At 35.4% G+C, this 15,585-nt stretch carries 18 protein-coding genes; 13 read left to right on the forward strand and 5 right to left on the reverse strand.

Annotation, left to right across the window (positions count from 1 at the left end; translation table 11 throughout):
* Positions 1 to 71: 71 nt before the first annotated feature.
* On the reverse strand, positions 72 to 491 hold the full coding sequence (locus AB1280_RS10925) for a MarR family winged helix-turn-helix transcriptional regulator (protein ID WP_272189662.1): 420 nt from the start codon (positions 489 to 491) through the stop codon (positions 72 to 74).
* Positions 492 to 859: 368 nt separating this feature from the next.
* Here AB1280_RS10925 and AB1280_RS10930 point away from each other — a divergent pair, with 368 nt between their 5' ends.
* Complete coding sequence (locus tag AB1280_RS10930; RefSeq protein WP_429755819.1) at positions 860 to 1,300, forward strand: regulatory YrvL family protein; 441 nt, start codon at positions 860 to 862, stop codon at positions 1,298 to 1,300.
* 64 nt (positions 1,301 to 1,364) lie between these two features.
* Positions 1,365 to 1,919 carry a thioredoxin family protein gene (locus AB1280_RS10935; RefSeq protein WP_272189664.1) on the forward strand — a complete coding sequence of 185 codons (555 nt, stop codon included), beginning with the start codon at positions 1,365 to 1,367 and terminating at the stop codon, positions 1,917 to 1,919.
* A 26-nt stretch (positions 1,920 to 1,945) separates the two neighbouring features.
* On the opposite strand, the gene bacA is transcribed toward AB1280_RS10935, so the two are convergent.
* A complete protein-coding gene (gene bacA / locus AB1280_RS10940) occupies positions 1,946 to 2,737 on the reverse strand; it encodes an undecaprenyl-diphosphate phosphatase (protein ID WP_272189666.1) in 792 nt (263 codons plus the stop codon).
* 182 nt (positions 2,738 to 2,919) lie between these two features.
* On the opposite strand from bacA, the gene AB1280_RS10945 reads away from it, so the two are divergent.
* The 5 genes from AB1280_RS10945 to AB1280_RS10965 all read left to right on the forward strand — a co-directional run bounded on the left by AB1280_RS10945 (position 2,920) and on the right by AB1280_RS10965 (position 6,719).
* Entirely contained in the window at positions 2,920 to 4,278 is a 1,359-nt protein-coding gene (locus tag AB1280_RS10945) for an MATE family efflux transporter (protein ID WP_429755820.1), read from the forward strand.
* 175 nt (positions 4,279 to 4,453) lie between these two features.
* Entirely contained in the window at positions 4,454 to 4,924 is a 471-nt protein-coding gene (locus AB1280_RS10950) for a L,D-transpeptidase (RefSeq protein WP_272189670.1), read from the forward strand.
* Between the two features lie 284 nt (positions 4,925 to 5,208).
* The gene (locus tag AB1280_RS10955) at positions 5,209 to 5,385 is read left to right on the forward strand and encodes a 2-isopropylmalate synthase (protein ID WP_335522162.1); all 177 of its coding nucleotides are present in this window, start codon (positions 5,209 to 5,211) and stop codon (positions 5,383 to 5,385) included.
* A 17-nt stretch (positions 5,386 to 5,402) separates the two neighbouring features.
* Complete coding sequence (locus tag AB1280_RS10960) at positions 5,403 to 5,552, forward strand: hypothetical protein (RefSeq protein ID WP_429755821.1); 150 nt, start codon at positions 5,403 to 5,405, stop codon at positions 5,550 to 5,552.
* 258 nt (positions 5,553 to 5,810) lie between these two features.
* Positions 5,811 to 6,719: a phosphotransferase family protein gene (locus AB1280_RS10965; protein WP_429755822.1), complete on the forward strand. Its 909-nt coding sequence runs from the start codon at positions 5,811 to 5,813 to the stop codon at positions 6,717 to 6,719.
* A gap of 56 nt (positions 6,720 to 6,775) precedes the next feature.
* Here AB1280_RS10965 and AB1280_RS10970 read toward each other — a convergent pair whose 3' ends face one another.
* Positions 6,776 to 7,222 (reverse strand): flavodoxin, encoded by a 447-nt coding sequence (locus AB1280_RS10970; RefSeq protein ID WP_429755823.1) that lies wholly within the window; start codon positions 7,220 to 7,222, stop codon positions 6,776 to 6,778.
* A gap of 300 nt (positions 7,223 to 7,522) precedes the next feature.
* On the reverse strand, positions 7,523 to 8,701 hold the full coding sequence (locus AB1280_RS10975; protein WP_429755824.1) for a M20 metallopeptidase family protein: 1,179 nt from the start codon (positions 8,699 to 8,701) through the stop codon (positions 7,523 to 7,525).
* Positions 8,702 to 9,021: 320 nt separating this feature from the next.
* Here AB1280_RS10975 and AB1280_RS10980 point away from each other — a divergent pair, with 320 nt between their 5' ends.
* From AB1280_RS10980 to dltD, 5 genes are read left to right on the forward strand one after another with little or no spacing between them, the layout of a single operon-like run.
* Positions 9,022 to 9,168, forward strand: coding sequence for a teichoic acid D-Ala incorporation-associated protein DltX (locus AB1280_RS10980; protein ID WP_035435359.1), 147 nt, complete (start codon positions 9,022 to 9,024; stop codon positions 9,166 to 9,168).
* Between the two features lie 12 nt (positions 9,169 to 9,180).
* Positions 9,181 to 10,695: a D-alanine--poly(phosphoribitol) ligase subunit DltA gene (gene dltA, locus AB1280_RS10985; RefSeq protein WP_429755825.1), complete on the forward strand. Its 1,515-nt coding sequence runs from the start codon at positions 9,181 to 9,183 to the stop codon at positions 10,693 to 10,695.
* Positions 10,692 to 11,885 carry a D-alanyl-lipoteichoic acid biosynthesis protein DltB gene (dltB, locus tag AB1280_RS10990; RefSeq protein WP_429755826.1) on the forward strand — a complete coding sequence of 398 codons (1,194 nt, stop codon included), beginning with the start codon at positions 10,692 to 10,694 and terminating at the stop codon, positions 11,883 to 11,885. The genes dltA and dltB overlap by 4 nt, the downstream gene beginning before the upstream one ends.
* A gap of 58 nt (positions 11,886 to 11,943) precedes the next feature.
* Positions 11,944 to 12,183, forward strand: a complete 240-nt coding sequence (gene dltC / locus AB1280_RS10995) for a D-alanine--poly(phosphoribitol) ligase subunit DltC (RefSeq protein ID WP_020061867.1) — start codon at positions 11,944 to 11,946, stop codon at positions 12,181 to 12,183.
* On the forward strand, positions 12,180 to 13,355 hold the full coding sequence (gene dltD / locus AB1280_RS11000; RefSeq protein WP_272189682.1) for a D-alanyl-lipoteichoic acid biosynthesis protein DltD: 1,176 nt from the start codon (positions 12,180 to 12,182) through the stop codon (positions 13,353 to 13,355). The genes dltC and dltD overlap by 4 nt, the downstream gene beginning before the upstream one ends.
* A 33-nt stretch (positions 13,356 to 13,388) precedes the next feature.
* Here the strand turns inward: dltD and AB1280_RS11005 are convergent, their stop codons facing one another.
* Positions 13,389 to 14,474 (reverse strand): NAD(P)H-dependent flavin oxidoreductase, encoded by a 1,086-nt coding sequence (locus tag AB1280_RS11005; RefSeq protein WP_429755827.1) that lies wholly within the window; start codon positions 14,472 to 14,474, stop codon positions 13,389 to 13,391.
* Between the two features lie 110 nt (positions 14,475 to 14,584).
* On the opposite strand from AB1280_RS11005, the gene AB1280_RS11010 reads away from it, so the two are divergent.
* Complete coding sequence (locus AB1280_RS11010) at positions 14,585 to 15,487, forward strand: S66 peptidase family protein (protein WP_272189684.1); 903 nt, start codon at positions 14,585 to 14,587, stop codon at positions 15,485 to 15,487.
* Positions 15,488 to 15,585: the final 98 nt, after the last annotated feature.

The raw sequence follows: 15,585 nt of genomic DNA on the forward strand, positions 1-15,585 counted from the left end.
CCTTCGCTTAATCGCGAAGGCTTTAACATAACAAAATGGTTTCCTAATGCAAATACAAAAATTTATTAATATTAAATTAATTTTTGTGATATAGCGATCATAACTGTCATTTCTTCTTCAGATAAAGTAGAAAATCGTTCTTTCAAATACAACTTGTTCTGTTTTTCCATCTCAACTACTAACTCTTTCCCTTTATCAATAATCTCCAAATACACAACGCGGCGATCTGATGTACTACGCGAACGCGTTACGAGTCCTTTTTTTATTAATTTTTCTGCAACAGCCGTAATATGACTATTCGATACATTCAATTCATTCGCAACACGAGAAACCATTTCCTTTTGGTTTCGATTTAAAATACGTAACACGAGAAATTCATTCCACGGAATATAATCCTCAAAAATTTTGTTCATATCATTACGGATTGTACGAAACATAGCAAAAAAATTTGTCGACAAATTCTCGATGAGCAACTCGCGATTGTTAACCATTATATACAGCACCCCTATGTACTTAATATAGTTAAATAAAAATATTATGAACTATATTAACGTACTTTTTTCATTTTGTCATCCATTTTATTTGGAAATTCATGTATCTTTTCTTTCTTGTATGGAAATAGATGATAAAAGTTGCTTTTATCAAATGCTGCACACTTGATCAGCGCGAAAACAGGGTGCCTTTAAGCACCCTGTTTTCATTTTATTCCACATAATGAAACAGTGTACCCTTAATGTAAAGTTTCGACATTGAAGGATGTCCCCACCGATTATAGTTTCACTACCTATACTTCATTTCCCTAAAAAATGTTACAATAAACAAAAAGTTATTTTTTCCCAAAATAAGTGAGGGGGTTTATATGAAGGAACAAGACGAGGCGTTTTCAGATTTAAATATAAAAGAAAAAACACTTATAATTAGTAGTATTTCGCTACTCATTTTTCTCGTATTGGCTTTTATATTTTTTGTTTCTGTTGGTGTATTTCATCTTACTGGGGTCGAATATACATCTCGAACAGCTCTTCTTCTCTTTTTTATATTAAGCCTTGCTTTAGACATATTTAGTAGTTTTGGAATTGGTTTGTGTAAAATATTTTTTAACGCCCCATTAAACCAAATGCCCAAATGGCTCTCATTTCTCCTTCTTGCTATTTTACAAATTTCCTTTGATTGGATTACAATTCATATTACAGATGAATGGATTGATGGGGTTACCATTTCTAATATAGGAGAATTGTTAATTGTCCTAACCTTTTTCACAATTGATAAACTATGGATTACCGATAAGAAAAATAAGTAATATTACAAGCTTTCCGCAAAAAAACTTGATACAATATGAGAAAATATAGAAAGGAGTGTCATATATGACATTACAGCAATGGTTTGAAAAAGGCATGTCCTTTGATACATATGTAAATAATATGACAGTAAACCAATACGAATTACTACACGTTTACAATAACTTCTTAATACCAAATGAACTTCTTCCAATTTTAGAAACACGCCAAAATGACAACTTAAAGGTTATCGTTTTAACCGCAGATTGGTGCGGTGATGCCCTTCTTTGCGTACCGATTATGAAACGCATTTGCGAAGTTGCTGGCATTGAAATGCGCTTACTTATTCGCGATGATCATTTAGAGTTGATGGATCAATATTTAACAAATGGTACAGCACGTGCAATTCCAATTTTTATTTTTATCGATCAAGATGGGAATGAAAAAGCAGTATGGGGACCTCGGGCACCAAAAGTACAAGAGTTGGTTACATCTATGCGTGCAACACTTCCTAATAAGGAAGATCCAGGATTCGAAGAAAAACAGCAAAATATGTATGCAGAATTCCGTAAAACATTAGCTTCTGACACAGCAATTTGGGAACACGTAATGGAACATATAATAGATAGAATAACAAAATAAAAAACTGCCAAATGGCAGTTTTTTCATTATAAAACAAAGAAATAAAACACCGCAGCAAGAATGAAACGGTAATATGCAAATGGTGTTAACTTCACACGAGATAATAATTTTAAGAATGAAACAATTGCTAACATTGCAACGACAAATGCAGTAATAAATCCGCTCGCAAATAATGGAAGATCTGCTACACTTAGTTCACTCCAACTCTTAATTAAATCAAGACCTGTTGCTGCAACCATCATTGGTACAGCAAGAATAAATGTATATTCAGCAGCCGCCGTATGAGATACACGAGCTAATAACCCACCACTAATCGTAGATCCAGAACGTGAAAATCCTGGCCATAGTGCTAAACATTGAAACATTCCAATTGTGAATGCTTGTTTATAGGTAATCTCGTCCAATGTTTTTGCTGTGCTTGGTTTTGAAAACTTCTCAGCAATAATCATTAAAATACCACCAGCAACTAAACTAATAACAACCGGGCCTGTCCCGAATAAAATCTCCTTGATTTTGCTATGAAATAAAAAACCAAGTAAACCAGCTGGAATCATTCCAATAATAATATGTAATAAGTTTAAAGATGGCCCTTGCTTTACTCGTCCAATTCCAACTAATGACCATAATCGTTTCCAAAATACAACAACAACCGCTAAAATGGACCCTAATTGCACAACAACTTCAAATGTTTTTGCCTTATCTCCTTCAAACCCAATTAAATGCCCTGTTAAAATCATATGTCCTGTTGATGATACAGGTAAAAACTCCGTCAATCCTTCAACAGCACCCATGATTAATCCAATTAACCAATCAGCCACACCCGTGCCTCCTTAATACCTTCTAATGCTTTATTCATACTTTATCATAATACCTCATCTTTACAAAACACGCATCGTTTTTTTCAAATTCATTCTAAATACATGGATACGTATTACTTTTCTAAATCCTTATTCAATAGTATGATTAAAGCGGTTTGTTTGTATATTAGAAAGGAGTAAATATGAAAGAATCTTCATCGATTTCACAAAAAATAAAACAATTTGTCTTATTATTTTTTCCTATATTTGTTACACAAATATCATTATTTTCCATGAGCTTTTTCGATACTACGATGTCAGGCCATGCAAGTGCTACGGATTTAGCTGGCGTTGCAATTGGAACAAGTATATGGATTCCTATTAGTACAGGATTAACAGGTATTTTAATGGCAACCACTCCGATTGTTGCTCAGCTTATTGGTTCCAAACAAAAAGAAAAAGTCGCTCATGTCGTGACACAAGCTGTATATTTAGCAATTTTTGTTAGCCTTATCGTTATACTAATTGGTTTTTTTGCAGTTTCACCTATTTTACATGCCATGCATTTAGAACACCAAGTAGCTCAAATTGCTAGTCAATTTTTAAGCATTATCGCATTTGGTATCATTCCACTGTTTGTTTATACAGTTCTCCGCGGTTTTATTGATGCCTTAGGAAAAACACGAACTACAATGATTATTACTTTACTATCTTTACCGATTAATATTGTGTTGAACTATGTACTCATTTTTGGTCATTTCGGTTTCCCTAAACTCGGAGGAGTCGGCGCTGCGATTGCCTCAACAACCACATACTGGTGTATTTTACTAATCACAATTATCATTATTCGTACAAAAGAACCGTTCTTCTCATATGGTATCTTTCGATGTCTATATCATCCCTCTCTATCTAGCTGGAAGGAATTATTAAAACTCGGGATACCTATTGGATTTGCAATCTTTTTTGAAACAAGCATTTTTGCTGCTGTTACGTTATTAATGAGTAATTATAATACAACAACCATCGCTGCTCACCAGTCTGCAATAAACTTCGCGTCTCTTTTATATATGACACCACTCAGCTTATCTATGGCAATGACAATTTCTGTTGGATTCGAAGTCGGTGCATCCAGGTATAAAGATGCTAAGCACTATAGCTTTATAGGGATTGGCTTGGCACTCGCTTTTGCGTTTGTTTATTCGCTCTTACTATTTGTATTTGATGAAAATATTGCTTCTATTTATACAAATGATCCTGTTGTACACGACTTAACGAAACAATTTCTAGTATTTGCGATTTTGTTCCAATTTTCTGATGCAGTTGCTACACCAGTACAAGGGGCACTTCGCGGTTATAAAGATGTAAATGTCGCTCTTATTATGACGCTCATCGCCTATTGGGTCATAGGCCTGCCGCTCGGTTATATCCTTGCAACCTATACACCTTTAGCCGCAAAAGGATATTGGATTGGACTTATTTTAGGACTGGCTTTTGGAGCAATCTTTTTACTTGCTCGTCTTTTGCAAGTACAGAAAAAATATATTGTAGTAAAAAGCCGCTAAATAGCGGCTTTTTTAATATCTGAAAGATACAAAAGGGACAGCCCTCTATTTTTTGTATCCATTTATTTTTTTAATATATCAATTATTATCTATAATATTTAAAAAAAGAATAGGATTCCTTATAAAAGAGAGCTATAATAGATTTTGATATTTCTATAAAGGAGATTAATTGAATATGAGGAAATTTATGATCGCACTACTACTATGCTTTTCTTCTATGCTTCCTATCAAAGCAGTCAACGCAGAGACAAATCAGCCAGATCATTTGATAACTGTCAATGTTGCGACTAATAAGATGGCATATTATGAAAAGGGTAAACTTATTAAAGAGTTTACAGTTGCTACTGGCAAAAGCAGTACAAAAACACCATTAGGAACATACAAGATTGTTAACAAAATTAAGAATCGTCCATATTACAAAAGACACATTCCTGGCGGTGATCCACGTAACCCATTAGGAGATCGTTGGCTCGGTCTTGATATAAATGGAACGAAAGGAACAACATATGCAATCCATGGAACCAATAACGTAAATGCGATTGGAAAATGGACTACACTTGGTTGTATTCGCATGTATAATGAAGATGTGCATTGGTTATTTGATCGCGTTCCTGTCAATACAACTGTAACTATCACAAACAAATAAGCAATAACATATAAAGCAATTACTGTTTCATATGAATATATAGTTACATAATGCTTTTTTTTGAAGAAAAATGTTCTTTTTTAAGAACATTTTTCTTCATTTGTAATCTATATTAAGAACCCGTTATAATGAGATATTTAGATGTGCATTCCCTGTTCCCCCCTTCTCTACAATCTCTTTTCCAATATTTTTGTTTATACTTTTCATTCAAGCCTTACCATACTGAGTGTATATTTCTTCCTTATAGCGCGTAACCTATCCATACAGTGAAAGGAGTTGCAACAATGGACGAAACAGAAGAGCAACAATCTTATCAAGAAGAGTTTGCACCGGAAATTTCACCTAGTTATCGCCAAGATGTACATCCCCCCTCTCATTTTTCGAATATGACGTTTTTAGTAGGGATTGTCGTATTTGCAGCTGTATTATTATTGCTAATTACCTTCGTATATTTTAGATAAAAGACAGGAGGATTAATATGGAGAACAACCGAGCAAGTACAAGCAAACGAGTTGTAAAAACGCAAAAGGGTTACGCTGGAGACTCTTTGGACAAACACCGAGCTATCGAAAATGCAAATCTTGTTTTGGCTAAAAAGGAGATTGGGCAACAAAACGAGAATTTATAAAGCAATATCTCTATAATAAAACCCCTTTCTTTTTTTGGGGGACGAGAGCATCTGGCCGTGCACAGAAGCGGTTAACGTCTTTTCCTGCCATATGCGGATTTAGAACAAAAAAAGAAAGCAAGTAGCGGTCATATTGTATTCTACATAGCAGAAACTGTTATGTAGAATAATTAAAATGGATTTATATAGAAAAACAAAAGAAGTCCCTAATTTAGGGATTTTCTTTTGTTTCATCAATAAACGAAAGAGGCGAAACAAATGGTAGACTATACACACTACATTCAAAAAACGCTCCCCCATTTCCCTATCCATTCCTATCATAAAGATGAAAGCGGTTGGGATAATGTTGCGATTATCGTAAATGATGAATGGTTATTTCGATTTCCTAGAAAAATTGAATATGCGAAAAAAATTCCTCGTGAAAAGCAATTGTACAAAGCATTATTTTCTAAACTGCAAGCAGAACAGATAGAAGTACCGAACTATCAGATTTTATATGAAAACGAAGTGGATTCTATTCCTGTTTGTAGTTACTATAAAATGATTCACGGTGAACCATTCAAATCATCTTACTTACATAATCTCTCAGTCAATGAAAAATCGCATATCACTACACAACTAGCATCATTTCTTGCTGCTTTGCATACAGTCCCTATAACACTTGCAAAAGAATGGGGATTTCAAGTTGAACAAAATGCTAAATATTGGAATTTATTATATGTAAAACTAAAAGATTATCTGTTTACCACATTTACAATAGAAGAAACTAATCGATTGAATACACTGTTTCAAACATTTTTAGAACAACTATATACAATTACTCCCTTACAAACCGTTATACATGCCGACTTAACACATAATCATATTTTATTTCATCCTCATACAAAGAAAATCGCTGGCATCATTGATATAGGAGACGCACAAATTGGCGATCCCGCATTTGATTTTGCTGGATTATACGCTGACTATGGGCATGATTTTACTTTAGAAGTTTACAACAACTATATTTCTTTAACGAAGAGCAAGGATAAAACCTTTTTCGAGCGGATTGTCTCCTTTTATCAATACAGCCCTATACTCCATGATCTCGTATACGGTTTCGAGACAAATAACGAAAAAATAATTGAAAGAAATAAACGACGATTATTACATATTTTAAACAAATAAAAAGGTGCTTCTTTGCACCTTTTTTCCTGCTTATGCTCCTCATCTCACGCTCACCATTAAGAAAGATGATGTACAAACTCCGTGCCAAAACATAGGCACGCTTCAACATCTTCATCTTCGGGCGTTAATTCCACTTTTAACCCTTCGAGTACGACTTTAGCTCCGCATTCTTGTAATTTTTCAATTAGAATGTCAACAGCTGCCCCGTATTTCGGATATGCAGAATCACACGAACCAAACACTGCTGCTATTTTCCCTGTTAAATCCACTTTATCCATTTCATCATAGAAATCTAAGAAATCATCCGGTAAATCGCCGTCTCCCCATGTGTATGCACCTAGTACAATTCCATCATACTCTTCTAGAATAAACGCTTTCGGTGACGACATAATATCGATTACTTCAATTTCTTTTCCTGTCTTACGAATCGCCCTGGCAATATGATCTGCCATCTCCTCTGTATTTCCACTCATACTTGCAAAAATCATTACTAACTTACTCATTAGACTCTCTCCCTTTACTATGTATCTCATTCTCTATATTTTTAGCACTCTTTTACAACTAGTGAACACTTTTGAGAATTATTATCAATTACAACACCACTAGATTAATCGATAATGATTATCAAAGTCAATGACTATTTTTAAAAAATTGATGAAAAGATACAAGCTTGTCCGGAAGACATACATATACTATAAATGAGCATAGTTCTTTCTTAACCCTCTCTAACGGAAAGAAATAGAAGCAACTGCGAATATTGCAGTTGCCTTTTTTTATTTTGGAATATACAGTGAAACTTACACTTATTCTTTCAATAGTTCCATTGCCGTTTGTAAAAATAATTGTGCACCGCGAATTAACGCTGTTTCATCTACATCAAATTTAGGATGATGATGTGGGTAGCATGTTTCTTTCTTTTTATCGCCTGTTCCTAGCTTTATAAAACAGCCTGGAGCCTTTTGTAAATATGCTGAAAAATCCTCTCCGCCCATAGAAGGTGACAGTGAGGTAATACTTTCTTTTCCAAACAATGCAATTGCGCTATTTTCTACTATTTTTGTCACATATGAATCATTTATGACTGGATTATATCCATACCGATACGTATATATGTACGCTGCATCGTGCGCTGCTGTAATTCCTTTTACAATTTGTTCAATAATCCCTTCAGATTCTTGTCTCAATCTGTTCTCAAAGCAACGCACCGTTCCTAAGATCATTGCTGTCTCAGGAATAACATTATCAGCTGTTCCAGCATGAAATTGCGTAACCGAGACCACTCGTTGTTCAAATGCATCAGTCCGCCTTGAAACAAGATGCTGTAAATTTGTAATAATTTGTGCACCGATTACAATGGGATCCACTGTTTGCTTTGGATGAGCAGCATGTCCTCCTTTTCCTTTAATTTCAATGGTAAATACATCAGGTGCTGCCATCATCGCCCCATAAGAAATTCCTATTTGCCCACTATTTATTCCTGACATAACATGTAAACCGATCACATAATCTACACCATCCATAACGCCTGCCTTGACCATCTCTTGTCCTCCACCAGGGTACTGTTCTTCAGCATGTTGAAACAAAAGACGAATTTCTCCTCCCCAGTCATCATCATATTTTGCTAAAGCTTCTGCTACACCTAATAAAATTGCTGTATGTGCATCATGTCCACAAGCATGCATAACTCCTGGTACAGTTGATGCATATGGCTTCATTGTTTGCTCTTGAATTGGAAGTGCATCTATATCTGCGCGGATTGCAATCGTCTTACCCGTACCTTTTCCTTTCCGCTTTGCCATTACACTGCATGCTGTTGGTCTTGTTAGATCAAAATAAGAAAATGAATCCAATGTGTCATATATAAACTGTGATGTATGTTTTTCCTGAAATGACAGTTCAGGGTGCTGATGCAAATAGCGTCGCCACATTCGAATATTATCTTCAGAAAGGTAACATAACCAATCTATGTGAGATGTTTTCATCCACTTCAACTCCCTATTCTATTTTTAACAATCTTATTCCATCATTAGTGACCGTATTCCCTTGTTTAATAAGAGTTTATGTACTATCTTAGTTAGAAGTAGCATATTCTTGTCTCTTTCCTTTGCAAAGGAATTACAATTCTATCTGGAATGTAATATAATTGTTAAGTTAGGGATTTTCTTTTTTAACATTTAGTGCTACTATCAAAAAAGAGCCTTTCCGTCTTATATTTACCTAAAATGTGGAATTTTTGTGTTTTTCAAAGTGATGTAGGATATGATACTTACATACGGATACTATTTCAAAGAGGGGGACAGACATGAAGATATTAAAAGAAATATGGTCTCAACCACTCACGCAATGGATTGCAAAAACTTGTTACTACCTTGCAATTTTACTTGCTTTACTATGGTTGTATGGATTCCAAGATACAAATACAAGTACATTTATTTACAATGAATTTTAGGGTGGGAGCGTTATGAAGTTATTAGAACAGATTGAAAAATGGGCGCTTGAAACGCCTGACCAAACTGCATTCGTTTGGCGAGATGCGAAAATTACGTACAAACAATTAAAAGAAGACTCTGATGCATTAGCACATTGGATTTCTTCTCAATCTGGTGATGACCGTTCACCAATTATCGTATACGGACATATGCAACCAGAAATGATTGTCTGTTTCCTAGGGTGTGTCAAAGCTGGTCATGCGTATATTCCAGTAGACGTCTCAATTCCAGCTGATCGTGTATTGCGCATTGCGGAAAGTTCTGGTGCAAAGCTGCTTTTATCTCCAACTGAGGTTACAGTAGCTGAATTACCAGTTGAGACTATTGATGGAAACAAATTAGAAGATATTCTTCTTACTCATAAAGGAAAGATTCCAAATCCTGACCATGCAGTAAATGACGAAGACAACTTCTACATCATTTACACATCAGGTAGTACGGGAAATCCAAAAGGTGTACAAATTACGTCTAACTGCCTTGTAAGCTTTACAAAATGGATAGTTGAAGACTTCAACTTACAAACAGGACAAGTCTTCTTGAACCAGGCGCCTTTCTCATTTGACTTATCTGTTATGGACATTTATCCATCATTAGTAACCGGTGGTACACTATGGGCAATTGATAAAGATATGATTGCACGTCCAAAAGATTTATTTGTTTCTTTAGAACAATCAGATATACAAGTTTGGACATCTACACCGTCCTTTGCAGAAATGTGTTTAATGGAACCATCTTTCTCAGAAGGTATGCTTCCAAATATGAAAACATTCTTATTCTGCGGTGAAGTATTATCTAATGATGTTTCAAGAAAACTGTTAGAGCGTTTCCCAAAAGCTACGATTATGAATACATATGGCCCAACAGAAGCAACTGTTGCAGTGACTGGTATCCATGTAACAAATGAAGTAGTGGAGAAATATCAATCTCTTCCAGTCGGTTACTGTAAATCAGATTGCCGCATCATCATTATGAAAGAAGATGGTACAATTGCGGCTGACGGTGAAAAGGGTGAAATCATCATTGTTGGTCCAAGTGTAAGTGTTGGATACTTAGGAAGCCCTGAATTAACAGAAAAAGCATTCACTGTTATTGACGGCGAACGCGCTTATAAAACAGGTGACGCTGGCTATTTAGAAAATGGACTTCTTTTCTATAACGGTCGTCTTGATTTCCAAATTAAACTTCACGGTTATCGAATGGAATTAGAAGAAATTGAACACCACCTTCGTTCTTGTTCATATGTGGAAGGAGCTGTTGTACTTCCAATTAAAAAAGGTGAAAAATATGACTACTTATTAGCAGTTGTTGTTCCAGGTGAACATTCTTTTGAAAAAGAATTCAAATTAACATCTGCTATTAAAAAAGAACTCAATGAACGATTACCGAATTACATGATTCCACGAAAATTCATGTATCAATCTTCTATTCCAATGACACCAAATGGAAAAGTAGATCGTAAAAAATTATTGAGTGAGGTTACAGCATGACCCCATATGCATCATTTTATTTTTTCGCTATTGTAGGCATTTTGCTTATTCCTACCATTATTGCTGGGTTAAAAGGGAAAATGCTGCGCAAATATAATGCGGTTGTAACACTTATTATGCTCGCTGTTATCTTTTCAGATAAACCAATACAAGCTGTTGCACTAGCAATATTTGCAATTTGGCAATATGTTTTGATTAAAGGCTACTTAACGTTAAGACAGCGTGATAACAAAACGAGTATTTTTTGCATCGCTGTTATTTTATCGATTTTGCCACTTATCTTAGTGAAAATCGTACCTGCTATTCCAGCTTTAAAATCAATCGTATTTTTTAATGATATACCAGCTATCAAATTAATTGTGTTTCTTGGTATATCCTACGTAACATTTAGAGCTGTACAAATGGTATTTGAAATTCGTGATGGTCTGATTAAAGAAATATCACTATTTAAGTTTTGGGAGTTTCTTTTATTTTTCCCAGCGATTTCAACTGGCCCGATCGATCGTTATCGTCGATTCCAAAAGGATTTAGAGAAACCACCAACAGCAGATGAGTATAAAGCAATGCTTTATACAGGAATCAATCGTATTTTCCAGGGCTTTCTTTACAAATTTATTATTGCGTACTTAATTAAAAACCATATTTGGGATGCAGCAATTTCTAAACAAACTACATTTATTTCATTTATGACTGATATGTACGCTTATAGTTTATATCTATTCTTTGACTTTGCAGGATATAGCGCATTCGTAATCGGTGTAAGTTATATAATGGGTATTAAAATGCCAGAAAACTTTAACAAACCTTTCTTAAGTCGTAATATTAAAGACTTTTGGAACCGTTGGCACATGACATTATCTTTCTGGTTCCGCGACTTTATTTATATGCGCTTTGTCTTTTTTGCAACAAAGAAAAAATTAATTAAAAACCGCTATACAATTTCTTATATCGGTGCATTTTTAAACTTTGGAATTATGGGCATTTGGCATGGACTAACGTGGTATTATATTACATATGGCTTGTATCATGCCATTTTGTTCATTGCGTTTGATATATTTGAACGTAAAAATAAAAAGCATAAGTTTTGGCCAAATAATAAATTTACACATGTCCTTGGAATTATCATTACATTCCATTTCGTTTGTCTCGGTCTTCTACTCTTCTCAGGTAACCTAGGCAGACACTTTTAGTTAAAAACTTCTTAGGAAGTTACACATAATACATTATGGATATAAAGGAGAATAAACAATGGCTGAATTTAAAGATCAAGTATTAGATATTTTAGAGGAAGTATGTGAAAATGACATCGTAAAAGAAAATACAGATGTACAATTATTTGAAGAAGGCATTCTTGATTCTTTCGGTACAGTATCATTATTAGTAGAATTCCAAGAACGTTTAGGCATTGAAGTGTCTATTTCTGATTTTGATCGCGACGAGTGGGCAACACCAAACATGATTATTAAGAAACTGGAAGATATGCGATGAAAAAAACAACGTTTGGCCCGATGCTTCTAGCATTTGCTCTTTTCTGCGTGGTGTTATTTATTCCATCACGCTTCTTTTTACCACTTATCGGGGAGCAAAAGGTCGACGATGCCACAACATCTTTAAAGAAAGAAATGTTTCAAGGCATTGCAATACAACAAAAGATGCTAGAAGATCCAAAATACCTTCCGATGTATGGTTCATCGGAATTTTCCCGCATGGATGTGTACCATCCATCGAACTACTTTAAAGTAAAAAATCAAGAATTCACACCGTTTCTTATCGGTCGTGGTGGAACACAAAGTCTTACTCACGTATTAAGTCTAGCTTCCTCAATGGATCAGTTAGAAAATCGTAAAATTGTCTTTGTCCTTTCACCACAATGGTTTGTAAAAGAAGGTTTAGATGAAGTGCATTTTGCGCCAAACTTTTCGTCTCAACAAGCGTACCATCTCATCTTTAACAATGACTTAAAGCCTGAGATGAAAAAGCAAATTGCTGAGCGATTATTAAGATTTGAGATTGTTCGAAAAGATACACTCTTAAAAACTTCTTTAGAAGGAATTGTATATGACGACACAAAACATAACGTGAAAGCGGCGGCAGCAAAACCATTTGCATACGTATATCGTAATATTTTAGACCGTAAAGACTTAGTTACATCAATATTTGATATTAAACCGCGAAAAACACATTTAGATCCTGAATTAAAATCCCTTGCTTGGGAAGAAATTCGTAAGCGAGCAGAAAAAACTGGTGAATTGGAATCTAAAACGAATCCATTCGGCATTGAAGATCCGTACTATAATAAGGGCATTAAGAAGAAATTAGAACATCTAAAAGGTTATCGAGCGAATGAATCATTCGATGAATCACCAGAGTATGACGATTTCCAATTAGTCTTAGACATTTTAAAACAATCGCATGCAAAACCATTGTTTATTTCTGTTCCTGTTAATGGTCCATGGTACGATTATGCTGGATTCCCAAAAGAACGCCGTGATGTATACTATAAAAAAATTAATGAACAAATTGCTAAAGCTGGATTCCCAGTTGCAGACTTTTCAAGCCACGAATATGATAAGTATTTCTTAAAAGATACGATGCATTTAGGTTGGAAAGGCTGGGTATATGTCGACGAGTCACTTCAACAGTTTTATAAAAGCAACTAAAAAAGAACGCTTGAATTTTTCAAGCGTTCTTTTTTACTTATAGATAGTGCTTTGTAATCTAGTTAATGTTTCCTTTGTCTCTTTAATCACTCGCATGATAATGTGCTCTGCCTCTTCCATTTTTGCTAAGGATGAAGCTTGCCCTGCCCAAAGTGACATGTACTCACGATTATTTTGTTTAACTGCTGCTTGGCGAATTTCTGTTGTTAATACATTTTGAATTGGATATGCAGGAAATTTCTCTTCTTTATTTTTTAATTGTTCGATAAAACTATTTTGAATTCCTCTTGCATATTTACCTGAAAATGCACGTGTCATTGTCGTACTTTGGTCTGTACTCTTTATTATTGCTTCTTTATGCGCCTTATGAGCCGCACTTTCATAACAAGTTAAAAATGCTGTGCCCATTTGTACTCCTTCGGCACCAAGTGCATAAGCTGCCACTACTCCCCGCCCATCCATAATTCCACCTGCCGCAACAATAGGGATTTGCGGAATAGCGTCAACAAGCTGCGGAATCAGTGCAGTTGTTCCAATCATGGAATCTTGTTCTTTTCCAAGAAATGTTCCGCGATGTCCTCCTGCTTCACTTCCTTGTCCTACAATAATATCTACACCTAAATGTGCCAATACTTTCCCTTCGGCCACATTTGTTGCCGTACCAACTATTTTTATCCCATGCCCCTTTAATCTCTCTATTTCTTCCCGTTTTGGTGTATCAAAAGTAAAACTAAAAACAGGCACGTTCTCTTCTATAAGAACTTCCAGCTGTTCTTTATAATTTTCTGGTAACTGCATTGTTTTCTTCACTATTTCTAATTGCAGTTGTTCCCGAATAGGTTGTAATAAATGCTGTGCTTCTTCTACTTCTTTTTCATTCATTTGTATATCATTTGTAATAAACAAGTTCACTGCGAACGGTTTATCTGTTAACTGACGAATTGAACGTACTGCAAGGCGAATTTGTTCAGAACTCATATATCCTGCACCTAACGTCCCTAATCCTCCGCTATTAGACACAGTAGCTACTAACTCTGGTGTTACAACTGTTCCTGCCATCCCGGCTTGAATAATAGGATATGTAATTTGTAGCTTCTCACATACTCGGCTATAAAACATTTATTTCTCCCCTTTCTCTTATACTTTCTTGGCCACCAAAAGCATTTCCTTCTTTCCTCAATTATTGAAGACACATTGCATGAATATAGTGTAAGAAAGGAGGGAATTTGATGCAATATCCAGAACCGTTACAATACGGAGATACCGTTATGATCATCGCTCCAGCAGGTCCCCCATCTATAGACCACATTCTTCAAGCAAAACAAAAGTTCGAAGAGATGGGCTTATTTGTTATCATTGGAAAGAGTGTACAAGAAAAACGAGGATATTTAGCTGGAGATGATACCGTTCGCCTTCATGACTTACACGAGGCCTTTACAAACCCATATGTGAAAGGGATTTTTTGTGCTAGAGGAGGATATGGGACTGGTCGCCTTCTACCTTCTATTAACTATGGACTCATTCGAGATAATCCAAAAATTTTCTGGGGTTATAGTGATATTACAGCTTTACACATCGCTTTTGAGCAATTGGCACAACTCGTTACGTTTCATGGTCCCATGATGGAGGAAGTGGGAAAGGGACTTGATACCCTCTCTTTCTCCTCTTTCAAACAACTTTTTCGTCCATACTCTATTATTCTAGAAGGAGCAGCGTTTCTTCACTCTTTCAATTGTTGCATCACCGCTCCTCTTGTCGGAGGAAACTTAAGCGTAATTACAAGTACTCTCGGTACACCGTACGAAATTGATACAAAAAACAAATTATTATTATTGGAAGACATCGGCGAAGAGCCTTATCGCGTTGATCGCATGTTAAATCAATTGCGCTTAGGAAAGAAATTTGAACAGTGTGCTGGTGTTATCTTTACAAATTGTCATAAGTGTACATCTTCAAAACCAGCTTTATCTATTTCTGAAATTTTATATGATTACATTATCTCTTATAATATTCCCCTTTTGTATAACCTACCAATTGGCCATATACAACCAAATATAGGAATCCCTCTAGGTGTTCCTGCTACAATAAATGGGCAACAAAAAACACTTTCTATCTCTTCTGGTATAAAGTGAAACTTCCATCACCAATCGGGCTTTTACGGGCAATTATCCCCACCTCTTCTTTACTTCTCCTTCAAACCTTGAGGTTGGGGGCTTACTGCCCGTTAATG

It is taken from the genome of Bacillus sp. S10(2024) (assembly GCF_050473865.1).
Lineage (GTDB): Bacteria > Bacillota > Bacilli > Bacillales > Bacillaceae_G > Bacillus_A.